We start from the raw sequence: 26,497 nt of genomic DNA on the forward strand, positions 1-26,497 counted from the left end.
GCTCGGATTATTTGTTCTTTTGACATTGGGAAAACTCCACCACATCCCGCTTGATCGACAGATCGCAATCGCCAAACAAATCGTGACCCAGCAGCCCTACCTCAAGTGGTCCAATCGAGACGGGCACATCCACGATCGTGTTGTTGCCAACCGAGATCGAGTTAAGAAAGCCGATGTTTACGTCTGTTACGCCTGCGGCAGTTTGGGCTTTGCTGGTGCCGACTATTTTGACGCCTAACCGTTCTGCCATCTCTTCGTTGATCATGGTGTTGGATGCGCCTGTGTCTACCATCATTTCGTAACGTTGACTGCCATTAAAAATCACATCGATCACGGGAATCCGGTGCTTACGATATTTGATCTTGACGCGATAAACCGCGTCTCCAGCGCTGTAGGAGGGCGTTAATTGAGTTTTGTCCAGTGGCTCATCGATACTAAAGCCGGGATCGATAACCTTAATCTTGTCGGTGCCCATGCCCTTTGCTCGACCCTGGGCGATCGCAAGATTGCGCTGATAATCCCGCAACTTTTGGAGGGCAAATTTTTTATTGGGATCATGCGGCGGCACTTGTTTCAACAGGGCGATCGCTTGTTGCCACCGCCCGATGACCAATTCCCAATCTTCGGGCGACTGAGCCGATTCGGTAATGCTGCTGGCGCTATCTGCTCGATCGAGTGCCAGTCGGTAGCTTTCGTCTTGCAGCGTCTCTGGCGCGGTGGGCGTTGGTTGCGCGGTGGGCGAGCCGGTGGACATCACCGCCTTGGGCTTGGCAGAAGTAACCAGACGACTACACGCAACGCTGCCCAAGGCAAAAACGCCTGCGATCGCAAACAACAGTGCACCGGAAGACTTAGGCATGGGTAAAGCAGGATAGGGAGGAGAAGCAGAACCGATCTGCGCTTTCCCTAGGGTTCCAAAAACCAGGAGAACCGCATCACACGATCGCCCACGGCTTGATGGCACTCCTCTTCTCAAAATAACTGCTGGCGCTGCCCCGCAAATCCAAAGACTCGTGGAATAATGAGGAGAATTTATCGCAACTTTTGTGCTATGTCTCTCACTGCCGTTCAACCTGCCTTACTCGTTCTAGCAGATGGTACGACCTATTCAGGCTTTTCGTTTGGCGCTACAGGAACCACCATCGGAGAAGTTGTGTTCAATACGGGCATGACGGGCTATCAGGAAGTGTTGACCGATCCAAGTTACCGGGGGCAAATTATCACGTTTACCTATCCAGAATTGGGCAATACCGGTGTCAACCTAGAGGATGAAGAATCGAATGTGCCCCATGCGAAGGGCGCGATCGCTCGCAACATCTGCGATCGTCCGAGTAACTGGCGCTCTACCCAATCGTTGCCCGATTATCTAAAGCAACATAATGTCGTCGGTATTTACGGCATCGATACCCGTTCTCTGACCCGCAAACTCCGGTCAGTAGGAGCTATGAACGGCGCGATTTCAACCGACGTGCTTGATCCCTCAGAGTTGTTAGAGCAGGTTCAAGATGCGCCCAGCATGGCAGGGCTGAACTTGGTAAAAGAAGTGACGACGCTAGAGGTGTATGAATGGTCGGAAGGGACAGATAAAGAATGGGAATTTAGCCCATCGGCACTGGCAAACGGTGCGGAACTGCTGACGGTCGTGGCGATCGACTTTGGCATCAAGCGAAATATTCTCCGCCGCCTGGCAAGCTATGGCTGTCGGGTGATTGTGGTGCCAGTAGATACGCCTGCTGACGAGATCTTGAAGCACAATCCGGATGGCATTTTCTTGTCAAACGGACCCGGCGATCCGGCGGCAAACATAGAAGGCATCGCCACGACGAAAGCGCTGCTAGAGGCGCAAAAGCCGGTATTTGGTATCTGTATGGGACACCAGATTTTGGGGCTATCCCTAGGAGCAGACACGTTTAAGCTCAAGTTTGGGCATCGGGGGCTAAACCACCCAGCGGGACTTCGGCAAAAAATTGAGATCACCAGCCAAAATCATGGGTTTGCGATCGCTGCCGATTCGCTCTCCGATGCTTTGGTAGAAGTGACTCATCTTAATCTCAACGATCATACGATCGCTGGTCTGCGTCACAAAACCCTGCCGATGTTCTCGGTTCAGTACCACCCGGAAGCGAGTCCCGGTCCTCACGATGCCGATTATCTGTTTGAAAACTTCGTCAAAGCGATGCGCGACCGCAAATAACAGCCTAACCATCGTCTACTGCCCAACCCTCTGGCTGATTTCCCTCCCAAGCAGTAGCCAAGGTCTCTGCGAGAGTGTATACTTAAGCCTCAAATTCACCGATTTCATGTCATCGCTAGGAGGGAGCCATTCCTGAGCAACTTACCCTAACGGTTAGTTTACGAGGCACACGAGAAGTTAGGGATAATTACCAATTGTTTCGCCTCACTGGTCTGTTGGATGCGTTTTCCGAGCCAACCTTCCGCAAAGTTCTGTCGAAATGTGTGGACGACGGTCCAAGGAACGTTGTACTCGATCTGTCTACTATCGACTTTATTGATAGTTCGGGACTCGGCGCACTCGTGCAGATTGCGAAGAAGGCTCAGTCTGCCAATGGCACATTGCAAATTGTCACCAATCCGCGGGTGACACAGACCGTTAAATTAGTGCGATTAGAAAAATTCTTGGCGTTGCAACCCTCAGTGGATGTAGCGATCGAGAATATCAAGTCTGCCTAAGTTCATCGCCAATCCGAAAAGCCGCTATCTTTTATTAGATAGTCGGTTTTTTCACGATTTTGGTTTTTTCACAACTTGAGTGATGCGATCCTTTCCCTATGCGCGATCGCATCAACTGGTCTGGTGAACGTTTGGATGTGGACTGTTGGAGGTGGACTGTTGGATGCAAACTATTCTATGAGTGCCTTAGAGAAAATCAGTGATCTCTAACGATCTGTCTCCTCTGAGCGATGGCATCGCGCTACCCTATGAAGGCGATGTAACCTCTGCTCAGGTTCAGCGCCTTGCCCCTGCTGCCTTAGCCTATTTGGGCGATGCCGTTTATGAACTGTATGTTCGTCGCCACTTTTTGTTGCCTCCAAAACGCTCTGATACCTATCATCGTCAGGTCGTTGCTCAGGTGAGAGCCGAGCAGCAAGCCGAACATCTGCGATCGCTCCTGCCACTCTTAAGCGAGAGCGAGCAGGGCATTCTCAAACGAGGTCGCAATGCCGCTTCCAATCGTCCCAAGCGACTTGATCCAGAAATTTATCAGCAAGCTACTAGCCTTGAAGCGTTGATGGGCTACCTTTACCTCACCAATCCAACCCGCCTGCTAGAGCTACTCAACGCCCTGAAGTTGGATGAAGAGATAAAGGGGTAACCGGTGGAAAGGAATTAAGCGCTAGAATCGATATCTTGCAATTTTGAGATTCGGCATCTTTAGTTCAGCGCTTGCCCTTTGCTTTCATTTAGTTTTCACCATTGATCGATTACTCACTCCGTCAGGAAAAATATTATGGCTACCGAGAAGCGTAACTTTAGCTCCCCCAATCGGTCAGGTAAGAAACCTAGATTTAAGGGCAAGCGACCGATCACGGGAGGTTCACGGCCCAATTCGCCAACCCTGCGCCGCAGACGGTTTGACGGAGATGCCCCAGAACGCGACGATCGCTCTGATGCGCCTAGCAGATATCAAGGAGAGCGGGATTCTCGTCGAGAAAGCCCGAAAAAGCGCTATGACACGGGCAAATACGATGCCCCAGAGACGGGTAGATACGATCGCGATTCCCGCCCTCAGGGGGGTCAAAAAGAGCGGCGGTTTGAAGGGCGCGAAGGCGGCTACCAAGGCAAACGCGACGATCGCGCAGGTGCAAAAAAGCAACGGTTTGATCACAGTGGTGGCGGCTATGAGAAGCGGAGTCCTCGTCCTGAACCGCGCTCTGGGGGATCAGGAGAGCGGCGGTTTGAAGGGCGCGAAGGCGGCGATCAAGGCAAACGTGACGATCGCGCGGGTGCAAGAGAGCGGCGTTTCGATTCAGGTAGTGGTGGCGGCTACGAGAAGCGGAGTCCTCGTCCTGAACCGCGCTCTGGGGGATCAGGAGAGCGGCGATTTGAGGGTGGAAAACGATTTGATCGCGACGATCGCGCGGGTGCGAAAGAGCATCGGTTTGAAGGGCGCGATGAGCGATCGAGTTCTGGAGAGCAGCGATTTGGTAAACCTGAGCGATCGTCGTTCCGCGATGGGAAGTATGAGCGTCGTCCTGCCTCTTTTAGTGGAGTCAACAATCGAGACTACGATCGCGCTTTAGATGCTGAAATTGGGTCGCCCTTTGAAGAGGAAGCTCCTGATTTGCTCTACGGACGGCACACCTTATTATCTGCGTTAGAGGGCGATCGCACGCTCAACAAAATCTGGGTCACCTCTAGACTCCGCTATGACAGCCGCTTTCATGGATTGCTGAATGAGGCAAAAGCCAACGGTTCGGTGATTGATGAAGTGTCACCGCAGCGACTAGATCAAATTACCCATCGTGCTAACCATCAGGGGATCGCAGCGCAAGTGGCAGCCCACGAATATCTTGAGATTGGCGACCTGATCGCACAAGCAAAAGCGGCTACCGATCAGCCCATCATTATTGCTGCCGATGGCATTACCGATCCCCACAATTTGGGAGCCATTATTCGTACTGCTGAAGCCCTAGGAGCGCAGGGGCTTGTCATTCCTCAGCGTCGGGCGGTGGGCGTTACCTCAACCGTGATGAAAGTCGCGGCAGGCGCGTTGGATAAGCTACCGATCGCACGAGTGGTGAACCTTGCTCGTGCGCTTGACGATCTCAAAGCCGCTGGATTTTGGATCTATGGAACCGCCGCGGAAACCAGTCAGCCCGTTCACACCGTGAAATTTGCTAAAGCCACTGTTTTGGTGATTGGTGCTGAAGGCGAAGGACTTAATCTTCTCACTCAGAAAAGTTGCGATATCCTAGTGTCTATCCCCTTACAAGGTGAGACTCCTAGCCTCAATGCTTCCGTTGCCGCTGGTATGGCGCTCTACGAAGTATTTCGGCAACGTTGGATCAGTACGATTCACCTTGATACAGTCAAAGCAACATGATCCCCAATGCGATCCCTGCATAATTTAGACACAAGTGTGATTGCAAAACGAAATGCAAGGCAGTATAAAGAAATCTGTGCTTGCATTTTGGTTTGTAGGTCACAGTAGAAGAGAAAATTTTTGGGCAAAATTCATTCATGTGGAACGCAAGATGGATTTGACCAAACCATTCACAAGCAGTTCTTTAATGTAGTGGCATTTGACTTATGAACGAGTTTTTGACAAGCCTTTTAGATGCGATCGCGCTTGCTTGGTGGGTTGAAATCAAAACAGAAAACCCGCGCTGCACCTACTTTTTTGGTCCTTTTTTAGATAAAGCCTCGGCCGCCTCAAGCCAGGGCGGATATGTGGAGGACTTAGAGCATGAAGGGGCACAAAATATTGCGGTTAGGGTGATGCGCTGCAAGCCTAAGAATTTGACGGTGTATGACGACAAAAGCGATCGAGTCAAGCTGGGAGTCTTGAGCAACCAATTTTAAGCCCGGAAGGGATGAGAAAGGAGGTCTTAACCCGCCGATGGTTCTGCGGTTCCGCCAGCGTTGTTTCGCTTTGCGGCAACAGTCTCAGGATGCTGCGCTAACCACTGATCAATGTCGCTCAAAAGTTGGGCAGGAATTTCCCATGGAAGCAGATGGGCGGTGTTGGGGTAAACTTTCGATTCGCAGTTGGGAATAGCGTCTGCCGTTTCCAAACTGGAAATTGCGCTGATGTGTCGATCGGCTTCTCCTGCCAGCATCAAGCACGGGCATCCAATCTTCTCATAGCCCTGAACGTGCGTGTAGCCTTCTCGCATTGCCTGAGTCAACGCCCGGTTTGCGGCGGGTGAGGTGTTGGCAAACGCATAGACCGCATCGCTTGCAATGTAGTGATAGGCGGCGGGGGTGTGTTGTTGAATCAAGTAGCGAAACAGCGATCGCTTGGCAAACGTTTCGATATTCCACTCCCATCCCGGCTTGACCAGGTTTAGCATTGCGGCGATCCCGGTATACACGTTATCTTGCAAGCTCACGGGCGGGTGGTTGCTCCACGGACGCCCTGCCGTCGCCACTAAAATTAGCCCACTAAATCGTTCTGGATGTTTGACTGCCAACTCTAGCGCCAAAATTCCCCCCAACGACCACCCCAAAAGCAGGCAGCGATCGAGGGAGTAGCGATCCAGCAACCGCTCTAAATCGCTCAAATGATCTGTCATCGTAAAATCTTGCCGGGTTTTGCTCTGACCGTAGCCCCGCAGATCAGGCGAAAGAGTTTGAAAGTTTTGAGCAAGATGCTCGGTAAATACCCGCATACTCCGCCCCGATCCGGGATGCCCATGCAAGCACAAAATTGGATAGCCTTGACCCGCGATCGCGACTTTTAACTCAAACTCGCCCATTCCCATACCCCATACCCTAGACTCCCACAGTCCGCTATCATTAAATCGAGTTGCTCAAGCAGAGGATTGTGAGCTATGCCAGACGAAGAGACCAAGCGCAAAAACGACGCGGAAACCAAACCGCCTACAACCGCCGATCAGATGGCTCCAGAGGTCGTAGATGACCATATCACCCGCACAGGCGACCCTGCCACTACCGATATTCCAACTGCGAATGCGCCTGATCCCAACGCTGTAAATGCTGAGGACAATCCTAACGCAACGGTTCCGAAAGTTGCGAAAACCACAAAACCCGCTTCTCCATCCGACAAAGCGGTAAAAGCGGCGGTCGAGACGGCGGAGAAAACGGCGGAAGGGGAGAAGCCTGCTGCCAAAGCAAAAGCTGCAAAAGCGCCGGTACAGGATGAAAAGCCTGCGGCTAAGGCTAAGAAGGAAAAGCCCCCTGCCCTTGAAGACAAGCCGTTTACAGAGTTTATTCGGCAACATTATCTGCCAGCACTCAAAAAAGGGTTGGAAACCATGGGAGTGACGCCGCTCGATCTCTCCTTTGAGAAGGAAAAAATTCCGATTAAAGGCTATGCTCAGGCTGACGAATGCTGGCAAATTGTTGGCAAGTGGCAACCGCACCCCGCCCAACGACGGGAGTTTAATATCTTTTTCTTTGATGAAAGCATTAATGGGCTAAAAGGGTTTTCGTGTGCAGAGAGCGATCGCTTTAGCACGATGGAATCGTTTTTGATTGATGAACGCCGAGTCACGTTAGATCTGCTCGTGTATGGAGCCGTTCAGCGCCTCAATGGTCAGAAATGGCTGACGAGAAATTAGGGACAGGTTGCTGTGACCCAACCTCTCTCTTGGGCAAGGAGGGAGCCACCATCTCAGGAGTCACCCAGGGAATAGGTTACCCCGCGCGATCGCAGGTTTGAAATATTCCAAAATAGGTGAGCTACTGATAGTGACAACCACAGGGGTTGAGCTAAATTACGATAATTCTTTGAACTCGTATAAAATAACCCCAGTGTCGGGATCGTTGCTGACCTCGACATAGCCACTCTTCAGCATATCGCTCAGCAACGCTTCTATATCGGCAAAGCCAATTCCGGTTGCCATCACTCCTTGCGTAACTGAAAGCTTTCCTCCTCGTGCATCTGCGGCTTTGAGTAAAGCAATAATCACCTGCTGGTGAGCAAAATTTGAACCCAAGCGCCCCGAACTTGCTGGAGCACTGATCTCGATGGTCTGAATCTGCGCTGCATTTCCCTGCCCACTGCTCAGCCGAGCATTGTGCGACTCCACCATTTTTGGAATCAAGATCAAGTCGGCTAATTGACCGACTCCAAACAATCCCCAAGTGAAGAGCCAAAGCAGCCCCGTTCGGACTTCGCCATTATACAAGCGATGCAGCCCTGCAAAGCCCAGCAGCCCTCCTAACCATAGAACATACGTAGTACCAACTTTGTTCATAGATTCTTGGTGACGCAAGAGACGACTATCGATCATGATAAAAACTTTGCACGAGATCGGCTAGAAACTCTAGCAACAAGACGAGTGCGATCGCACTTGAATCGCCTTTTTATTGCAAACTGTAAACATCTGTTGCAAGTCTTAACGCGATCTCGGAATTTCTGTCGCAGTAAGCTTGGTAGACTAAAGGGCGTAATGCCGACTCCGGGATGCTAGTGGCGTCATCGCCCCACGCCGGACAGGTTCTGTTATTCAAGCCGCGATTAGCGCTTCGCGCCATTCCAGAGGAACGATAACTCATGGTAGATTCTCTTAAAAAACCTAGCTTTGAAGAACTGCGCCCCGGAATCAAAGTTCCGGCAAAAGAAACCATTCTGACGCCTCGGTTTTACACCACCGACTTTGAAGAAATGGCGCAAATGGATCTATCCCTCAACGAAGATGAGCTTCAGGCGCTTCTAGAAGAGTTTCGCATCGACTACAACCGTCATCACTTTGTGCGGGATGCCGAGTTCGAGCAATCCTGGGATCACATTGATGGCGAAACCCGCAAAATGTTTGTGGAATTTCTGGAGCGCTCTTGCACCGCCGAGTTTTCAGGTTTCTTGCTGTACAAAGAACTGTCGCGCAAGCTCAAAGACCGCCATCCCCTATTAGCTGAAGGCTTTGGGCTGATGGCACGAGATGAAGCTCGGCATGCTGGCTTCTTAAACAAAGCGCTGTCAGACTTCAATCTTTCCCTGGATTTGGGCTTTTTAACGAAGAGCCGCAAATACACCTTCTTCAAGCCAAAGTTTATTTTTTACGCCACCTACCTATCTGAAAAGATTGGCTACTGGCGCTACATCACCATTTTCCATCATCTCGATCAGCACCCTGAAGATCGGCTCTATCCTATTTTCAAATTCTTTGATAACTGGTGCCAAGACGAAAACCGCCACGGCGATTTCTTTGATGCCGTGATGCGTGCCCAACCTCAGTTCTTGAACGACTGGAGAGCGAAACTGTGGTGTCGGTTCTTCTTGCTGTCGGTGTTTGCGACGATGTATCTCAATGATATTCAGCGCTCTGGCTTCTACGAGTCGCTGGGTCTGAATACGCGGGAATTTGAGTATGAAGTGATTGAAAAGACCAATGAGACCGCAGGGCGCGTGTTTCCCGTGATTTTGAATGTGCAGCATCCTGATTTCTACAAGCGCTTGGAAATCTGCGTTGAAAACAATCAGAAATTGAGCAACATTGCGGCTCAGCAAGGTTCCAAAATTGTGAAGACCTTGCGGAAGGTGCCCTATTACGTTTCCAACGGCTGGCAACTGCTGAGACTCTATACGATCGCTCCGATTGACATGGTTTCATCTCACGGCAAAGTCCGTTAATTTTAGCGATTCAAGTTACCCCTTGGTAATAGCGGCTCTGTGAAGGCAGAGCCGTTTTTTTACGCTGCACTGCTAAAAAATGTGTTAGATAAAGCCACCAACAGTCAGTATGATTCGTTAGATTTAATGCGGCTGAGTGCGGAGTTGGGATGAAACGATTGTTAGCGGCGTGGGTGGGAGTGCTAGTTTTTACAAGTCCGGTGTTGGGAGAGGAAGCCTCATCGATTGATCTCGATCCTAGCGTTCTTCAAACTAGCCCCGTGCTGCAACGCTGGCTCAAAGACGTTCCAAACGTAGCCGACGATATTCAGAATGATCCTAGCTTTCGGACTCGGCTACGCCTAGGGTATTTACGATTTTCACCAGACGCCAATCCAGGACTAGCTGTGGGTATTGAAGATCTGAGGATTGGTCAAACTCGACTAACGCTAAGTGGAAACTACCAAACCACGTTTAAGGGACAAAGCGCGATCGACACCCACTTAACCTACTATTTGCGTCCTTTAGGAAGCTACGTTAATGTTGCTCCGATGGTTGGCTATCGTCATTTAGAAACCGATCGATACTCGACAAGCGGCGCAACTTTAGGGGTTCGTGTTCTATTCGTCTTGTCGCGAGGCGGCGGAGCAGATGTTGCATTGAGCCAAAGTTGGGTTGCTCCCGGAAGTGATTCGGAGATCGGACTTTCAAGGCTGTCTTTTGGGTATGCCGTGACCCATCATTTAAGACTTTCGACTGATTTTCAACGTCAGAATTCTCGCCAAGGGCGCGACGATCGCATCGGTATTGGGCTGGAATGGCTGCCTTGATATCCATTTATTGAACACTGCCTGCTAGGGATGAGGTCAACTGCTCTAATGGCGTCAGCTATCGATTGAGTTCAGCGGCGGCTAGTAACCTTTGTATCCTAACCAACCATCTTTATTCCGCCGTTGCAACGATTTGTTATGCCGCCGCGATCGCCGCCCCCGCTTAACTCCCCTTAACGTTCAGGAGGAATTTGCAACTTTAACTCCTCAATCAAAGGTGGGATCTCTAATTGGATCACATCCCAAACGATGTTGAGGTTGACATCATCGTATTCATGCACTAGCCGATTTCGCATTCCATTGATTTCCGACCATGAGATGTTGGGCAAGTTCTGTCGTGTTGTTTCGGAAACTCGTCTGGCGGCTTCGGCAATTACCAAGAGCCGCCGAATCACTGAATCTTGAAGCTGCACATTTGCTACGAACTCAGCTTGCGAGCATTGAGCCGTGTAAGTCAAGATCAACTCTGCAGATTGCAGCATATCAAGCAGGAATTGAAGATCCCGTTGCATAAATCACCTGGGCGGAGGAAAGAATTTCGTGACGGCGTAAGTAGTTGCGGCTGGTTTCAATGCCCTGACGGGTGATCAAATCAACGTCTCGATCGAAGATGGTTTTTAGCTCGGCTTCCATTTGGTCGAGGGTGCTGAATGTGGGGTGAGCGTCCGGGTGGAATTGCACCATTACGTCAATGTCGCTGTCAGGGCGGAAGTCGTTGCGCAGGATAGAGCCAAATAGAGCAAATTCTGTCACCTGCCACCGCTCACAAAACTCAGCAATTTTTTCCATCTGTAGGTTGATCGCGGTAATGGTCATATCAGCGTTACCCCCAAGACTTCAAGTTGTTGGTTGATCCAAGCTGTTGCTGCCGCTTCATCGATTTCGATCGCTTTTTCTACTCCTGTTTTAGCAATTTCCAGCAGTTGTTTGGATTGCTCCTGCGCTTTGCGGGATTCTCTGACCTTTTTTGTAATTTCCTGACGAGTAGATTCTTCCGGTAAGGTAATCGGAATACTTAACAGATCCTCAGTTGAAATTGATGGATACATACTGGCAGTGGTATGAAGATCTAGAATTTCGCAAACGATGGGCGATCGCAAATAAATTAGTAAAACTTCTGGCTCAATTTTGGTTGGTTTGAGAACAGCAAAACCAGATGAGCAAATGTAGTTATTCTGCTCGGATTCAATTAAGGCTGAAAGTCTGCGGATAGGGCGAACCGTTGATGTGATCACATCGTTAGTTTTTACAATCCACTGCGCTCGACTGGGGGCTTCTTCCATCGCTACCATTTCGCTATTCGCAAAGCCTTCTCCGCTGAGATTGCCAATTTCGATATAGTTAAATTCGCCTTGTTTGTCGGGCTGAAACTTGCGCTTTGCTAGTGAGACAACATCCGCAATGCAAAGACCAGATTGACGCATAATTGCCATTACTTTTTGCTGTTTTGGCTGGTAATACTCAGCGTCGAGGCGATCGCTCGACAAAAAAGACTCAGCAAAACTCTTGACGGCAACGGTTTCTTCGGTAGGTTGCCAATCCTTCAAGCCAAGCTCCGACAACAGCAAATCCTCAGCTTGGCTATATAAGCTTTTCGAGACTGATATAAGTTCCAGGTATTTAAGAGCGGCTTTTCTGATAACGTTCTGAAAATCTTGACTTGCTTTATATATTCTGACTTTTTTAACCCGGTCAAGCGTTAATTGGTACTGAATCGTCAACTCTCTTTGTCGAAGTAATTGTTGAAATCCAAAGTGACTTCTCAGAAAAATAAGCAGGTAATAAGGATCTACATTTCTAATCTTCTTAATTCCTAGTACAGTTCTTGAAAGAGCTACCAAATCATAGTCTTCTACTATACTTGTATGACAAGGTGAACCAACCTTTGTAATTATTAAATCGCCCTTCTCTAAGACATTGATTCCTTTACTTTCTTCAACAAATGAGAATGGTATTCTTTCAAACAAGTCATCCTGATCCTGCGTAATCAAGGGATAATTAATGCAATCTACACATCTAATGAAAGGCGTGTCACCAAACTCATAAAGCTGAGTTGCCGCCGGATAAAATGCACTAGCGACAAAATCACCTAAATTCTTTAGTGGCTTAGTTTCTCTTTGCTTGAGGGTTGCTTGAATTTTCAAACTGTCTTTCCAAAAGTATTCCGCATCAAACCTGTCCCCTAAGTCAATCTCACTAAAGTTAACTGCTGCCGCTTCAAGCCCATCCATCAATCGCTGATACCTGACAGCATCAAACGGTGTCACGGATGGGCTGGGTTCAAAAAAACTAAGCTTCTCCTTTTTGGCAAACTCAATGAACGCTTCCGCAATGCCGTCTTCCGTCAGTCCTTCATGGTTATACAAATCATGATCCACTACTAAATGACCGTGAATATCTTGCAAGAAGTCGCCTTCTACGCCCACCATTCGCTGCATCGGAGAAGGTGGCATCAATTCACTCAGTTCGTCATCAGGCGGTGAAGTAGAAGATGGAATTTTTCGCCAGATCTTATCTCCAGAATTATCCTTCCCCGACTTCCGCATCGTCGCAAAAAAGATGTTGTAGTCATCTTGTCGAGGGCAGAGTGCGCCCGCCTTTGGGTCGTCATTCCACTTCTGCACAAGCAGCACCGAAGTCTTCGTGCCTGTATGCGGCTTGAATGTATTGCCATGCAGCCCCACTACTGACAGAATCCGGCAGCGTGACGCAATAAACTCTCGAATACTCTTATCCGATGAATTGTTAAAGCGTCCTTGGGGAAGCACGATCGCCATTCTTCCCCCCGGCTTCAAAAAATCCAGATTCCGCTCAATAAACAAAATGTCCCGCCCAACCTTGGTCTGCCATTTCCCATCTGGCTTTTTTGCCAAATCATAGCGGGCAATCATGCGCGGTTCCTTAATATCTCCTGCAAACGGCGGATTCGCCATCAACACATCAAACTGAAACTCTCGAAAGTCTTTACTCCCTTTTGGTCGCAACCGTTTCAGCCGTTTGAACCCAGCATTATAAACATCATCCCATTCCTCTTGTTCCGTCACTTCATTCCAGAGGTCATAGTCCAGCGTGTTCAAATGCAGCACATTCGTCTGACCATCCCCCGCAATCAGATTCAGCGTCCGCGCCACTCGCACCGCCTTTTCATCAAAGTCGATCGCAAACACCTTCTCTTCTACATATTCATTGCACCGGGGCGGCTTGTCTTCCAACGAAAACAAATGACTCGCTTCCAAGCCCTCATCCGCCAAAATCTGCCGCCACACATGGAAAATCGTATGCACCGGAAACCCCGATGACCCCGCCGCCGTGTCGATCATGTACTCATTCTCTTGCGGATTAAGCATCTTCACACACATATCAATCACATAGCGCGGCGTGAAATATTGCCCCTTATCCCCCTTGCTGCTCTGATTGATCAAATACTCAAACGCTTCATCAATCACATCCAGGTTGGAGTTAAATAGCTTCACGTTTTCCAACGACGACACACACACCGACAAGTGAGACGGCGTAAGGCTAATCTTGGCATCCTCACTAAACACCCCTTCCCACTTTTTCGTCGCCCCATCAAACAAATCCTGAATCTTGCTCTTGAGGGCAGCTTCCGTCTGTCCCGTATTGCGAAACTCCAGAGAGCGAGTCTTGCGACGATTGCCCTGCCCGGAATACCACTCGTCATAGAGCTTGGTGAAAATCAGCTTAAACAATTCCTCAAACACATCCACCCCAGCATTCGCCAGCACCTCATCTTCCATTTCTTCGATCAAGGTCTTGAGCGATTTGTTCTCCTTAACCAACTTGTCATTGGCAATCAAGTCTTCTAGCGTGAACTTGATCTGGAGAATATCCGCCAGAGTTTGATTGACATTAGGCAGACCCGGAATATCTTCAAAATAATTAGGGTCTTTGCGCTGGTAATAGGAGATTTGATCACCATTCGTCCAAACGGCGATCGGCGCACCCGTCGCATTGCAGTAAGAGCGAAGCTGATCTTTTCCATCCTTCAGCTTTGGCTTCTTCAACTCCACAATCATGTAAACCGTGTTAGGACGATCTTTGTCCATCACCACAATGTCTGCCCGCTTCACCTCTCGCCCAAAGTTCACTCCATACTCAACCTGAATGCGATCGAGGGGATAATGCAAGCGGATCGGTCAAGACCCGTAGATATAACTGTCGAATCGCCTCCTCTGGTGTCAGCTTAATTGCCTTTTGCCGCACCAGACAAACCGTGTGGGGAACATCACCTTGGTCGGCTTCAGGGTAATTGCCTTCTCTAATTGCTCAATCTCAGCAGTCGTAAACTGCGACAGTTTATAGTTCGAGTCTTTGAGGATGTCGGCTAGGTTCATCAGGCGCTACAGGCTCTATAGAAAGGCTTAGTCAGGTATAGAGTGTAGCGCTATGTGGAAACCGACTGATAGGTTTTCTTAATATTTTGATGGCAATTCCCCAAAGGGGAGGCTCTGCTAACCCTTACTAAGAGACTTTGAGAATCATTTCCTTCTCGACAACCGCAAAACGACTTAGTGCCCAATACTGGCAGATTGCTGTCAAGTACCGCCCCCACCAAGGGCTTGCGGCATAACTACTTAGTAGCAGGACTGCACTCAAGGGGTCAGTTCCAAACCAGCGTTGCTCTATCGTCTGCCTGAACGAGTCGATCGACTGCATCAACTAGGGAATCTACTGAATGAACGAGTTAATAGACCGCATTGACTGAGGAAGATACTGCCTGGACGAGTCGATCGACTGCATCGACTAGGGAAGTTACTGAATCGTGGCAGGGATGGAGTGAACGGACAGGGCGATTGGCGCACAGGGCGACTTCAAAGACAGTGGCTTGGAGTGGCTTGGCTTTGCTCCGAAGCATCGCCTCCTTACTGTTGCGTTTCCGATTTCGAGGGATCTGCTGAAGCATTTGTAGCAACGATGAATTGATTTGATCGCACTCCAATTCTGCGCTCAGTCTCGATACAATAAAAGCTGTACTTTACTGGGTTCAGACTGTGACGACTACACCGCTTTCTCCTAACCAAAACCGTGTCTCTTCTGAAAATCGCCCCGATGCACTTGGAAGATTTGGTAAGTTTGGCGGTAAGTATGTTCCTGAAACCCTCATGCCTGCTCTGACAGAGCTAGAGCTAGCCTATCAGCACTACAGCCAAGATCCAAGCTTTCAAGCAGAACTTGGAGGACTACTCCGCGATTATGTGGGGCGTCCGAGTCCTCTCTATTTTGCAGAACGGTTGACCGCGCACTATGCTCGACCCGATGGCACCGGCGCACAGATTTATCTCAAGCGAGAAGATTTAAACCACACGGGCGCTCACAAGATCAACAATGCGATCGCGCAAGCGCTCTTAGCCAAACGCATGGGCAAACCGCGTATCATTGCTGAAACCGGAGCCGGACAGCATGGCGTCGCCACGGCAACCGTGTGCGCTCGATTTGGCATACAGTGTGTGATTTATATGGGCGTCCACGACATGGAACGGCAAGCCCTCAATGTGTTTCGGATGCGGTTGATGGGGGCAGAAGTGTGCCCTGTAGAGTCGGGCACAGGTACGCTCAAAGATGCCACGTCTGAAGCAATTCGTGATTGGGTCACGAATGTTGAAACTACACACTACATTCTCGGTTCTGTGGCGGGTCCTCATCCTTACCCGATGATCGTGCGAGATTTTCACGCCATGATTGGGGCAGAAACTCGCGCCCAGTGTCAGGAAAAGTGGGGTGGTTTGCCAGATATTTTGCTGGCGTGTGTGGGCGGTGGCTCTAACGCGATGGGATTATTTCATGAGTTTATGGGAGAAGCCACCGTCCGGCTAATTGGGGTAGAAGCGGCAGGGCACGGCGTTGAGACCGCTAAACATGCAGCAACTCTGACAAAGGGGCGAGTTGGCGTATTGCATGGTGCGATGAGCTATCTGCTGCAAGATGAAGAGGGTCAGGTGATTGAGCCGCATTCCATCAGTGCTGGGCTAGACTATCCGGGCGTTGGCCCTGAACACAGCTACCTGATGGAAACGGCACGGGCAGAGTATTATGCAGTGACCGATGAGCAGGCGCTAACTGCGTTTCAAAGGTTGTCGCAGTTAGAAGGGATCATTCCAGCCCTAGAGACTGCCCATGCGATCGCTTATCTTGATACTCTCTGCCCTCAACTTACGGGCAGCCCTCGCATCGTGATCAACTGCTCAGGTCGAGGCGACAAAGACGTGCTGAGCGTTTCTAGATTGCTAGAGTCCTAATCGAATCGATAACAAGCGCGACTCAGTTAAAGCTCTGACTTCGTATCAGGCGCGATCGTGGTGCCATCGATGCCAACCGAAACCTGATTGTCTTTGATCAAATCGCTCAATTCATTGAACTCAATCCGCATATCGTTGCAAGCTTTTTCGAGTTCTGCCCGAAAGGTGTTGAGGTCGCTGCCATAGCCACACAAATTGGCGGCAGTTTCAACACCTTGCTTGGCATTGGCTCTAGCACAATCGACCAGATCGGTGCCGTGGAGGGGTGTTGGAGAAGCCATAGGTTTCTACTCTCGACTCAATTTACTTGCCATCTAGTATTGAGGAAGAAGGCGCGATCGCACGACCTGCTTTTGGCGGATCAAACCTCTTCCGGAGGGATGAAGGGTACACAAAAGGTCTGGAATCAGATCGCCTCCCAGACGCTTCTGCATTGACCGAGGCTCAAAGGTTTTTAAGCGCTTGCCATTGCGGGTTCACGCATCATCAATGCCAGGGGATCAGCAACACCAGAGCCGTAAACCTCGCAAGAATTATTCGGACTCTCGATCAGCTTTACCTTAAAAAGCTGTGCCCCGATCGCGCCAATCGGTGTTTCCAGCAAATCGCGAATGTGAACCGCAATATTTTCTGCGGTTGGAACGACGTGCTCAAAGTAGGCAATATCTTTGTTCAAAAACGTGTGATCAAACGGTTCGACAACAAAATCATCCACGGCTTTTTGAAATGCCACCAGATCAGCGATCATGCCCGTGCGCGGATCGATGTCGCCTTTGATCGTGACTTCGAGATGGTAATTATGCCCATGACCGTTGGGACGAGCGCATTTGCCATAAATTTCACAATTTTCCTCAAAGCTCAAATCAGGGCGAGCCAAGCGATGAGCGGCACTAAAATGTGTACTAATAGTCAGATAAGCTTCCATGGTGTTTCCTAAGTAGTCAGCCCAAAGTTCAGGATGTTCGTAAAGGCGAATGCGAACGATCGGTAGATCGGCGCTAAGCCGATGCCAAATCGATCGCGCAATATTCTCTGTAGTTGGCAGGGTTTCCTGAAACTCTGTCCAAGCCTCGTTAAGAAATGAAAAATCTAGCTGGCTCGTCACTTCTTTGTTGATGACATGCTTTACCTCTGAAAGATTAAGCACCATGCCATAGTCGTCGAGATCGCCCAACATCGAAACGTAGAGAACATAGTTATGCCCATGCCCTGGATAGCGGGCGCAGGCTCCAAATCGTTCAAAATTTTCTGCCTCGCTCATCTCTGGTAGATAGTACTGATGACTTGCTGAAAACTGAGCGCGGCGATCGATGATACATTTCATACAGGTTAGGAAAGAGCGCAGAATGCTGAGAGTACGAGATAAAATTTCGGACAGGAAATATTAAGTTTGTTGAACTTACTTCTTTAGAATACCGAAATAATTTACAACTCGCGATCTGTCGTTCAGCCTTTAAGGCAAAGGTATCCGAATTAAAGCGATTTGTTGACATTTGCAAGACGTTGACCACCAATCGCTCTTGCTCAACCCTGATGAAGAAGAGCGATCGCGGTTGTTGTCTTAAAGCAATACACTAAGCCAGTTCTAAAGCACTGCTCTAAAGCACCACTATTCATGTCTCTCAGAGATTTGTTTCATACCAAATTAATCCGTAAATGCTAGAGACGTGCGACCTCCCCCAATCTCTTCTGAGCCAGGAGGGGAGCCGGAAAGTCCCTCCTGCTGACCAAGGGGGGATGCCGTAGGCAGGGGGGTCGAGGATCTGTCGCCGCGATCGCTACCAATTAATGCACGTAGGTTGGAATCGTTTGAGCCGGGTGTATCACAGCATCCTGCACTTTAGATACAAGTACGTGATGACCAACCTTTTTCTCTTATGCTGCTTTGCTGTTACTCCAATTAAACCCCGGCATACGGTCTATACCACTTCTTTCGACAGTTTTCCACACCAGACTTCTCTGCAACAATTTGGCATGATAAAACCATAAGGTGAAGGAAAAAACTATGAAAGTCCCGTTTTACGATTGGTATCGCAATACGATTCGCAACTCTCAGTATCGCTGGTTAATCATTTTTGGCACGCTTGCCTATATTCTTAGCCCGATCGATTTGTTGCCCGACTTTATTCCGCTAATTGGTCAAATTGATGACACCGTAGTTCTGGGCTTGCTGATTGCTGAACTATCTACCGCCATGTTTGACCGACTTAAGGCACAGAAGACCACAGAGGTTGCCACAGTAGATGGAGTTGCATCGTCTGATACGGTAGATGTCAATGCAACTAAGGTCGGTTAAGCAAGGTTGAATCGTTATCGTGAATGGTGGTGTATGGAGGCGTGCACAAAGCGCCTCTTTGCTTTTAAACCTCTTTGCCGTTAAATAAACTTAGTCCCATCTCTCTGCAATATTGGTTTGAGAAGTTTGTCAGGGTTGCGCTTGATCGGCAGTCAGCAAAATCTAATAAGCTATAAGCAAAATCTAATGTTGAGTAGGCAAAACTTGATTTAGACTAAGCAAAATCTAGTTTCGAGTCAGCAAAATCTAATTTCGAGTCAACAAAACTTGATTTAGGCTAAGCAAAATCTAATTTCGAGTCAGCAAAATCAATTAAAAGCAATTGCTTATTCTATTAGCATTCTGCAAAACCGATTTGACAGCCTGCTAGTTTGCCAACAAAGGCGCGATCGGCGTCAACTCTATCGGCTCGCACCTCTCCAAAACCTTTATGCCCTTACCTGAAGCCAGTCAATTTCAATTTACCCCCGATCTTAAAATTTGCCGAGTTCTAAACGGGATGTGGCAAGTGTCAGGGGCACATGGTGGAATCGATCGGCGTAAAGCGATCGCCGCAATGTTTGACTACATCGACGCTGGGTTCACAACGTGGGATCTTGCAGATCATTACGGACCTGCTGAAGATTTTATCGGCGAATTTCGGAAACAGTTTGCTAAGGCTCGTGGCGAAGCAGCGCTCAGTTCCATACAAGCGTTTACAAAGTGGGTTCCTCGCCCCGGTCGCATGACTCGAAAACTTGTTGAAGACAATATCAATATCTCACGGCGACGAATGGGAGTAGAAACCTTAGACCTGTTGCAATTTCATTGGTGGGATTATCAAGATAAAAACTATTTAGAAGCGCTAAAGTATCTGGCAGAGCTTCAGCAAGACGGAAAAATTAAACACTTAGCCCTAACAAACTTTGATACCGATCATCTTGAAATAATTGTCGATTCTGGTATCAAGATTGTCTCCAATCAAGTTCAGTTTTCGTTAGTAGATCAGCGCCCCAGTTCACGCATGGCAAGATTCTGTGAGAACAACACTATTCATCTGCTAGCCTATGGCACTGCCTGTGGTGGATTGTTGTCTGAGCGATTTTTAAAGATGCCAGAACCCGGAAATGCCGGACTCACAACTGCCTCTCTGAGAAAGTACAAAAATATGATCGCGCTGTGGGGCGGTTGGGATCTATTTCAACACTTGCTAGCGGTCTTAGAACGGATTGCTAAGAAACATGGTGTGAGCATTACAAATGTAGCTGTTCGATATGTGTTAGAACGTCCCGCAGTAGCAGGCGCGATCGTAGGAACGCGGCTCGGCGTTTCAGAGCATATTCAAGAAACGGCTAGAGTGTTTAACATGGCTTTGGATGAAGACGACTACGCGCAGATTCAAGACATTACCGCGCGATCGCGCAACTTACATCAAGCGATCGGTGACTGCGGCGACGAATACCGACGGTAGCTTTTGCACTCCAATAAAAAAGGCATCCTCAATGGATGCCTTGGCGTTGAACAAAAATTATTCTAGCTGAGGCTAGACATTAGCTCGTTAATCCTATCTTCCTGTCGCTGCATGACTTCTTCTGGAAATCGGAGTTCAACGACTAAATGATTTTCCAAAAGCTCTACATTCTCCACTTGAGCTAACAATCGTTTCGGCAATGCTTCGTCAGGTGCTTGGCTCAACAATAGCCCGACAAGCGGTTGATTCTCTTTCAAGTCTTCCCAATCGGTCAGAAATGGCATTTCTAGTTGCAAACTGCGTGAGCTAATCTTGAGCGCTGTTGCTGGGTAGAAATTTCCACGCCAGTAAATCTGGGCATATGCCTGAATCTGCTTGCGGACTCGTGTGCTGGTGTTGGGTTCTGCTTCTCGTTTACGCAGCGATCGCGTCAAACTCGTTGCAATAAATTTCATCGACTCCATTGGGTCATCAATCGTCTCACGATGCTGCGAGTACCACTCCTTCACATCCGAAAACATGACAATGCTAAGTGCATCCAGTTGAGCGCGGGTGAGACTAACAAAGTCGATCGACAAAATCGACTGATTGTCATTCATCGGAACAACCCGAACAATGTGCCCTCTGATAAATGCCCGTGCGCCATAATCGCCGATCAGTTCTAAATCGGCTTCATCGACCAAACTTGCCCACGAGTCGAGAATCATCTGGCATCCCGTTTCGCTGATGTTGACTGTTTTGCCGTGCAGCGATCGTCCTTCGCTATAAATCACAGCATTGAGGCGACGATCGAGGCGGTGAGATCGCCGTAACTGGGGTTGCTCAAAGGCAACAATCAACGCAGATACAATCAATATCAGGTTAAAGAAACTCCAAAACATGTTGACGAGAACCGCTTCCGTTGCTTCTGGGTTTACCACTAGCCAGATCGGCACTGCCACGATCGAGGCAGCAACAATCGCTCCTACGATCGCTAATCCCCGTGCTGATGCCCAATCAAAGCTCCGTTTCGTGACCGACAGCCCTTTATCGGTTACGTTAAAACTTCCCAGTTTGGGATTGAGCAACGCCAAAGTCGTGACCACGCCCGCATGGAACGACATCGCAAACTCGTAAATCTCATTCCAGAAAGAGAATCGGACACTTTTATAGGTGATGTAATTTGCGTAGGTTGAAATGAAGAAATGTGGTAGCGCGTAGGCAAGCGTTTCTAACCCTAAACCGCGAATAGGATTGATGCCAAACACTAAAAACAAGGCTGGAGCTAAGGCATACATCAACCGAGGGAAGCCATAAAAGAAGTGAGAGGTTGCACTAAAATAACAAATCCGTTGAGCAATGCTGAGCTTGAGTTTTGGGTTAAATAGCGGATTTTCAATTCGCAAAATTTGCGCCATTCCCCGCGCCCAGCGAACTTGCTGACCCACATAAGCAGAAAACTTCTCTGGGGCTAGCCCCGCCACCATAATTTTGTCGTAATACACCGACTCATATCCCAGCGAGTGCAGCCGCAGCGAAGTATGGCAATCTTCCGTCACCGTCTCGACGGCAATGCCGCCAACTTCTAGTAAGTGCGATTTGCGAACCACCGCCGCCGACCCACAGAAAAAAGCAGCATTCCAAAAGTCGTTGCCTTTCTGAAGCACTTTGTAGAAAAGCTCGTTGCCAACCGGGATTTTTCCGCCTGTCTTCAAGTTGCGCTCAAACGGGTCAGGATTGTAGAACCAGTGCGGCGTTTGAACGAGAGACACTTTGGAATTGTAGAAAAATCCTACCGTGTCTTTGAGAAAATGACGTACGGGAATGTGATCACAATCGAGAATCAAAATAAGATCGCCACCGGTACGCCGCAATGCTGTGTTGATGTTGCCTGCCTTTGCGTGATCGTTGGTATCCCGTGTTAGCAAAATGCAGCCCAACTCTTCGCACATCTGCCGCAAGGCTTGCCGTCGATCGCGGAATTTTTCTGCCCGCCCATCATCTAAAATGTAAACGTGCTTGCGCTCACAGGGGTAATCGATCGCGATCGCACCCAATGCCGTTTTACGCACAATCTCCACATCCTCGCTGTAGGTAGGAATGTAGATATCAACGTTAAACCATTGATCTTCTGGAATGTTTGCTAGATCGATCGGTTTGCGCTCTTTGAGTTTGAGGGTCTGAAAAAACGCTAGCGCCAACGTCAAAATGGCATAGAGTTCTGCGCCGTAGAGCAACACGCTAAACGTTGCATCGAGCCAACCGCTTGTGAGATTGAGCGTGTAATGGGTGCGGTAATACAAATAGCGAAACGTGGTGATCAAACTCAGCCACACCATAAACAGGTGCAAATATTCGCTAGTGCGGCTTTCTGTCTGCTTGCGCTCGATCGTCGCAACAGACCAACCCAAGACAACCAAGGCGACAGCGACAATGCCCTGCTGCCAAATCTCTAATGGGGTAATAATCAGAGGAACCGACAGCAGCAGCAATACTGCCATCAGCAACATCAGTTGAAGTTTGCCGCTCCGGGTGAGCAAGCGATCGAAGATATGCGGAATCAGTTCGGCAAGCCAAGCGATCCGCCGTCCTTGCTTACGCCTCGATGGTTTGGGGTCAAGATTAGAAGTTGTCATGGCAGGCTATTCCGCTACACGCTTGAGGAAAAGTTGAGCAACACCGTACAGAAGCAGCGATGCAGTGATGATGCCGATGGGCACGAGATACCACTGTTCTTGTAGAAAGCGTCTCGTTTTACTGAGAAAGTTGGTGTTTTCGATGCGGTGACGATCCGCTTGGTCGAAAAATTGAAGTTGATAGGCGTTGGAATCGTACGACGAGACGGCTTGCCCGTTGGCATTGATCAGCACCGTATCGTTCTTGAGTTGATAGAACCACAGGTCATTGCCGATTAAATCTTGGACGTGTTTCAGTCCGTTCTCGGTTTGGGCGCTCAATGCCATCAAGACTCGCTCAGAATTCCACGGAGACAGAACGCTTTTGACGACGCCATTGGCATCGGGCAAGGTTTGGATCTGCTCTTGTCCGAGTTGGCGACCAAAGACATCCATCAGTCTGAAGCCATTGGTGTTCTCAAATGCCTCTTTGAGGGGGAAGCGATCGCGGGTGCCAATGCCGATGAGATGTCGCTCTTTGCGGATCGATTCGGGCAGCGTTGTTGCTTTATAGACCTCCAGTTTCACCGATGAGGCTTGGCTCAACCGACCCAGCCGCTCGCTCAATTTCAGCAGCGTCATCACCTCGGATGCGGTAGGAGAATCGGCAAGCACGATCGCGGTTTTTGACAAATCTTGGGGTGCGGTGAAGGGATATCCGGTAGTCAGCAGTTTGAGATCCGGCAGTTCAACCGCATTTTCTCGTCTGGTATTAAAGCTTGTGTCGCGGTGAACCGTTCCCCAAAGCTGCTGATCGCTGGCTTGTCCACATTTAGCCAAATCTTTGGGATACAAGTCAAAGGCAACATCAATCACCGAGTTTGATGTGATTAAGTTTGCAGGGAGGTCAACGTTAAACGTCTCTTGCGATGCGCCATTGTCAGATGCGAGTTTTTTGCTGCCAATTCCTACGCCATCGATCCGCACTGAAAGCGTCGAGAGTTTCGGATTGATCTGAGAACTATAGCTGTACTTCAGATTCATGGAACTGCCGCGCAAGAAGCGATCGTCGGGCAATGCTCGAAAGTTAAACTGCACCGGTGGAGCCGAGGTGCCCCGCACAGTCACATCTCTAAACGGTCGGTTGTCTAGTCCTTTCAGGTCGCTGAGCTTAAAGGCATCTCTGGCGGGCAAATAGCGCTCCCACTCTCGCGGTTGCGGAGACGAAAGTTCGGAAATCTCAGAGACGATCACACCTTGACCGGTGCCGATTTGATGGCTTGTGGGTTGAACTAAAAACTGCATAGCTTTAGCAACGCCTTCGGCTCCGTTGCCAGACACCACCAAAACGGGTGTGTTTCCGTCGTTGATTGTGGTCAGCATGAGGACGCCAACCTGCTCAGGCAACGCAGTTTTGTTGCCGTCTAAGATCTGGTTATTGGCAAGCTTGAATGGAAGGTTCAGCGATTTGAGCACAGATTGCTCGGCGGGCGTTCCCACAATCACGATGCGATTGGCTCCGCCAAGTTCTGAGGCATTACCCCCAGGCTTAAGAGTTTTGATTAGGCTCGTTTCTAGCGGTCGGAAATCTGCCAGACGCCCCATGGTGGTTTGAAAGCGGCTCGTTGCTGTCAGCCAACCTTCGCTGATCTGAGATGGCAGCAGATACCCGATCCGGCTTGCATCCAAACCGTAGCTATCGAAAAACGGGAACGGATAGCGGCTGAAGTCTAACGTGGTTGGCTGCGTTTCCTGCTCGAAAACAATTTTTGAATCAGGCAGCACTTCCGACCATAAGGATTTGTCATCCGGATTTGAGCAGGTCGCAGAATTATTTTGTTGGGCTGCGATCGCAAGTTCATTTTCGTTCTGAATCAATTTTGCGGGAATGGTAAAAACCGCTTCGCCAATCTGCGAATTCTTGAGGTTTAATGGCACACTGCCGATGCTCGTATCGTTGACTCGCACCACAAGATCTGACTTGCTTGCCACCAAGGCGGGAGAATGCTGAAATCGCACAATAGCTTTGGCAGATTTAAGATTCCAGGTGCGGGGTCGGGTGAAGCCCAATCTTGCTTCTGCATACGTTCCTTCTAGCCGAAACCGGTTTCCCACGATCGGGCTACGATTAAACTCTAGAGCGTACTGGTTGAACGGGCTAACGCTCTTCTCTGCGGCGGTTTCAGGTTTTGTCCCGTTGTCTGGCAGTTCGGCTGTCTGTTCGGGCAGCGTCTCCGATGGCACCGCTTCTACGGGCGGAGTGGAGATGGGCGTTTCGCTAGGACTTGGCAGCTTAAACAGTTGGGCGATTTGGGTAGGTCGTAATTGCCCCAGCCGTGGGAGTTGGGTAGAGCCAAGGGCATGCGCCGGATTGTGCCCGTTTAGCACAACGATCGCTAGCCCGGTCATCACTCCGGTACAGCACAAAAAGAGGGCGCGCATCATCATCGGGTTAGACACCATCGTTTTAGGGAAGCGAAACCGTCGCCGCAGGTTGGAACTTGAAAACCGTTTGTTCATGGGGTTGTGTTTTGCAGAGCTTGAGTGGGTTGCGATAGGTAGGGGACGATGATGCGGTGGGGCATCAGTCCGAACCATGCTAGGTTTTGCGTGTAATAAGCCGAATCGTTGTCCCAGAACCCGTCGTGGTACTGAGGCAACAACTTTCGCTCGAAAATCTCCTGCGCGATCGCCGGATCGGTGACTCGGAAGGCGGCATACAGCATTCCATACTGGGAGGTGGCTTCATACTCGACGAGGGGGCGTCCTTTTAGATCGAGTTGAGCCGGAACGTTTTGGTGTGAGATCCAGAGCGTCTTCAGGTGTTTCAGATGAGATTCTAAAAACGCGATCGCTCTGGGTTCTTGAAACCAAGTTGCATCCAAGGCGACGCGCCACCACACACGAGTTGCATCAAAGCCATACCGGCTGATCAGAGGTTCTGGCTCATTCACTGGGCTGTATTTCCCGGTTTTAGGGTTAAAGGCGATCCAATCACTCGGTAAGCCTACGGCAGAGGTTTGGGTGGAGTGTTCTAACAGGTGATAGCTACTGTCCACCAAGCTCAGCCAGTCGCGATCGGGATCGACTTGGGCAAAGAGGCGAAACGCATAGGGCGCAAGGTAAGAGGGGTTAAACCGAATCGTTCCGTCTCGTTGAAATGCCTTCAGAGGTCCGGGGAGAAGATAGCGTTGCGGGTCGATCTTTCGAGATGTTGCTGAGGGCGGCACGATCGTCACGGTGGCCTTATCCCAGATGTCTTTCAGTTTGGCTTTTGCGATCGTCAGGTAGTCTGGTTTTTGCCAGCGCCGAGATGCCAAAATCAGCGCGGTGGCGGCGTCGATGTCAGCATCGGTCGCAAAATTTTGATCTAGCGTTCCCCAAGTTCCAGAGGCGGTGCGTCCCCATTGCCAAGCCCATAGCTGATCGAGGGGTTGGTTTGCCGCATTCTGGCGTTTGAGATTGTTCTCTGACCATTGCAAAACCCGGTCGAAACTCTCTGGGCTGTCGGCAAAAACGGCTCTCAGCAAGGCGTAAGCCTGCCCTTCTGACGTTGATCGATCCGTGGCTTCGCGATCGATAATCCGCCCGTCTTGTTGAATAAATCGCTGACGATAGGCTGCCCAACTGTCTGCCAACATCGTGTCTATCCTCATTGCCGCCGGGTCGGATGCCTGGGTATTGGCTGCTGCTGTGCGGCTCAGGGGAGAGGGTAAAGCGCTCGATTTTCGCGATGCATTACAGGCTGCCAACCCTGCGGTCAGCACCAAGCCAAATATCATCCGTGGTAAGAGCGATCGCAGCATGATGA

Annotated in this window: 23 protein-coding genes and 1 pseudogene; 11 read left to right on the forward strand and 13 right to left on the reverse strand. The window is 49.6% G+C overall.

Going from position 1 to position 26,497, the window contains the following annotated elements; genetic code table 11:
* Positions 1–7: 7 nt before the first annotated feature.
* Positions 8–964, reverse strand: coding sequence for a retroviral-like aspartic protease family protein (locus GS601_RS23730; protein ID WP_162422068.1), 957 nt, complete (start codon positions 962–964; stop codon positions 8–10).
* 87 nt (positions 965–1,051) lie between these two features.
* Between GS601_RS23730 and carA the strand changes: the two genes are divergently transcribed.
* The 5 genes from carA to GS601_RS04475 all read left to right on the forward strand — a co-directional run bounded on the left by carA (position 1,052) and on the right by GS601_RS04475 (position 5,544).
* Complete coding sequence (carA, locus tag GS601_RS04455) at positions 1,052–2,194, forward strand: glutamine-hydrolyzing carbamoyl-phosphate synthase small subunit (protein WP_162422069.1); 1,143 nt, start codon at positions 1,052–1,054, stop codon at positions 2,192–2,194.
* A 128-nt stretch (positions 2,195–2,322) separates the two neighbouring features.
* Entirely contained in the window at positions 2,323–2,691 is a 369-nt protein-coding gene (locus tag GS601_RS04460) for an anti-sigma factor antagonist (RefSeq protein ID WP_162422209.1), read from the forward strand.
* Between the two features lie 199 nt (positions 2,692–2,890).
* Positions 2,891–3,334 (forward strand): ribonuclease III domain-containing protein, encoded by a 444-nt coding sequence (locus GS601_RS04465; protein WP_162422070.1) that lies wholly within the window; start codon positions 2,891–2,893, stop codon positions 3,332–3,334.
* A 135-nt stretch (positions 3,335–3,469) separates the two neighbouring features.
* Entirely contained in the window at positions 3,470–5,065 is a 1,596-nt protein-coding gene (rlmB, locus tag GS601_RS04470; protein WP_162422071.1) for a 23S rRNA (guanosine(2251)-2'-O)-methyltransferase RlmB, read from the forward strand.
* Between the two features lie 206 nt (positions 5,066–5,271).
* Positions 5,272–5,544 (forward strand): DUF1816 domain-containing protein, encoded by a 273-nt coding sequence (locus tag GS601_RS04475; RefSeq protein ID WP_162422072.1) that lies wholly within the window; start codon positions 5,272–5,274, stop codon positions 5,542–5,544.
* Positions 5,545–5,570: 26 nt separating this feature from the next.
* Here GS601_RS04475 and GS601_RS04480 read toward each other — a convergent pair whose 3' ends face one another.
* Positions 5,571–6,446, reverse strand: coding sequence for an alpha/beta fold hydrolase (locus tag GS601_RS04480; RefSeq protein WP_338016961.1), 876 nt, complete (start codon positions 6,444–6,446; stop codon positions 5,571–5,573).
* Positions 6,447–6,515: 69 nt separating this feature from the next.
* Between GS601_RS04480 and GS601_RS04485 the strand changes: the two genes are divergently transcribed.
* Positions 6,516–7,265 carry a DUF2996 domain-containing protein gene (locus GS601_RS04485; RefSeq protein ID WP_162422073.1) on the forward strand — a complete coding sequence of 250 codons (750 nt, stop codon included), beginning with the start codon at positions 6,516–6,518 and terminating at the stop codon, positions 7,263–7,265.
* A gap of 156 nt (positions 7,266–7,421) precedes the next feature.
* Here the strand turns inward: GS601_RS04485 and GS601_RS04490 are convergent, their stop codons facing one another.
* Together GS601_RS04490 and GS601_RS04495 are read right to left on the reverse strand one after the other, a co-directional pair.
* Positions 7,422–7,904, reverse strand: a complete 483-nt coding sequence (locus tag GS601_RS04490) for an NINE protein (RefSeq protein ID WP_162422074.1) — start codon at positions 7,902–7,904, stop codon at positions 7,422–7,424.
* A 109-nt stretch (positions 7,905–8,013) separates the two neighbouring features.
* Complete coding sequence (locus tag GS601_RS04495) at positions 8,014–8,205, reverse strand: hypothetical protein (RefSeq protein WP_162422075.1); 192 nt, start codon at positions 8,203–8,205, stop codon at positions 8,014–8,016.
* Here GS601_RS04495 and acsF point away from each other — a divergent pair.
* Both acsF and GS601_RS04505 read left to right on the forward strand, forming a co-directional pair.
* Complete coding sequence (gene acsF / locus GS601_RS04500) at positions 8,204–9,280, forward strand: magnesium-protoporphyrin IX monomethyl ester (oxidative) cyclase (RefSeq protein ID WP_162422076.1); 1,077 nt, start codon at positions 8,204–8,206, stop codon at positions 9,278–9,280. The two genes, GS601_RS04495 and acsF, sit on opposite strands and share 2 nt — an antisense overlap.
* A gap of 149 nt (positions 9,281–9,429) precedes the next feature.
* Positions 9,430–10,089 carry a hypothetical protein gene (locus tag GS601_RS04505; protein WP_162422077.1) on the forward strand — a complete coding sequence of 220 codons (660 nt, stop codon included), beginning with the start codon at positions 9,430–9,432 and terminating at the stop codon, positions 10,087–10,089.
* Positions 10,090–10,262: 173 nt separating this feature from the next.
* On the opposite strand, the gene GS601_RS04510 is transcribed toward GS601_RS04505, so the two are convergent.
* The 4 genes from GS601_RS04510 to GS601_RS04525 all read right to left on the reverse strand — a co-directional run bounded on the left by GS601_RS04510 (position 10,263) and on the right by GS601_RS04525 (position 14,965).
* Complete coding sequence (locus GS601_RS04510) at positions 10,263–10,571, reverse strand: HepT-like ribonuclease domain-containing protein (RefSeq protein ID WP_238393085.1); 309 nt, start codon at positions 10,569–10,571, stop codon at positions 10,263–10,265.
* 1 nt (position 10,572) lies between these two features.
* Entirely contained in the window at positions 10,573–10,905 is a 333-nt protein-coding gene (locus GS601_RS04515; protein WP_162422079.1) for a nucleotidyltransferase family protein, read from the reverse strand.
* Positions 10,902–14,237: an N-6 DNA methylase gene (locus GS601_RS04520; RefSeq protein ID WP_238393086.1), complete on the reverse strand. Its 3,336-nt coding sequence runs from the start codon at positions 14,235–14,237 to the stop codon at positions 10,902–10,904. The genes GS601_RS04515 and GS601_RS04520 overlap by 4 nt, the downstream gene beginning before the upstream one ends.
* A 557-nt stretch (positions 14,238–14,794) precedes the next feature.
* Positions 14,795–14,965 (reverse strand): hypothetical protein, encoded by a 171-nt coding sequence (locus GS601_RS04525; protein WP_162422080.1) that lies wholly within the window; start codon positions 14,963–14,965, stop codon positions 14,795–14,797.
* Positions 14,966–15,101: 136 nt separating this feature from the next.
* Between GS601_RS04525 and trpB the strand changes: the two genes are divergently transcribed.
* Positions 15,102–16,346, forward strand: a complete 1,245-nt coding sequence (gene trpB / locus GS601_RS04530) for a tryptophan synthase subunit beta (protein WP_162422081.1) — start codon at positions 15,102–15,104, stop codon at positions 16,344–16,346.
* A gap of 26 nt (positions 16,347–16,372) precedes the next feature.
* On the opposite strand, the gene GS601_RS04535 is transcribed toward trpB, so the two are convergent.
* Together GS601_RS04535 and GS601_RS04540 are read right to left on the reverse strand one after the other, a co-directional pair.
* Positions 16,373–16,627: a hypothetical protein gene (locus tag GS601_RS04535; protein WP_162422082.1), complete on the reverse strand. Its 255-nt coding sequence runs from the start codon at positions 16,625–16,627 to the stop codon at positions 16,373–16,375.
* Between the two features lie 173 nt (positions 16,628–16,800).
* A complete protein-coding gene (locus GS601_RS04540; RefSeq protein WP_162422083.1) occupies positions 16,801–17,670 on the reverse strand; it encodes a 6-carboxytetrahydropterin synthase in 870 nt (289 codons plus the stop codon).
* Positions 17,671–18,351: 681 nt separating this feature from the next.
* On the opposite strand from GS601_RS04540, the pseudogene GS601_RS24040 reads away from it, so the two are divergent.
* Together GS601_RS24040 and GS601_RS04550 are read left to right on the forward strand one after the other, a co-directional pair.
* Positions 18,352–18,522: pseudogene (locus GS601_RS24040) on the forward strand (YkvA family protein); the annotation flags it as partial.
* A gap of 550 nt (positions 18,523–19,072) precedes the next feature.
* Complete coding sequence (locus tag GS601_RS04550) at positions 19,073–20,092, forward strand: aldo/keto reductase (RefSeq protein WP_162422085.1); 1,020 nt, start codon at positions 19,073–19,075, stop codon at positions 20,090–20,092.
* A gap of 62 nt (positions 20,093–20,154) precedes the next feature.
* Here GS601_RS04550 and GS601_RS04555 read toward each other — a convergent pair whose 3' ends face one another.
* The 3 genes from GS601_RS04555 to GS601_RS04565 are packed head-to-tail and all read right to left on the reverse strand — an operon-like array spanning position 20,155 to position 26,492.
* Positions 20,155–22,707: a glycosyltransferase family 2 protein gene (locus GS601_RS04555; protein ID WP_162422086.1), complete on the reverse strand. Its 2,553-nt coding sequence runs from the start codon at positions 22,705–22,707 to the stop codon at positions 20,155–20,157.
* 6 nt (positions 22,708–22,713) lie between these two features.
* On the reverse strand, positions 22,714–25,206 hold the full coding sequence (locus GS601_RS04560; RefSeq protein ID WP_162422087.1) for a cellulose biosynthesis cyclic di-GMP-binding regulatory protein BcsB: 2,493 nt from the start codon (positions 25,204–25,206) through the stop codon (positions 22,714–22,716).
* A complete protein-coding gene (locus GS601_RS04565; RefSeq protein WP_162422211.1) occupies positions 25,203–26,492 on the reverse strand; it encodes a family 8 glycosyl hydrolase in 1,290 nt (429 codons plus the stop codon). Before GS601_RS04565 ends, GS601_RS04560 begins: the two co-directional genes overlap by 4 nt.
* Positions 26,493–26,497: the final 5 nt, after the last annotated feature.

This window comes from Myxacorys almedinensis A, assembly GCF_010091945.1.
Classification (GTDB): Bacteria; Cyanobacteriota; Cyanobacteriia; order Leptolyngbyales; family Leptolyngbyaceae; genus Myxacorys; species Myxacorys almedinensis.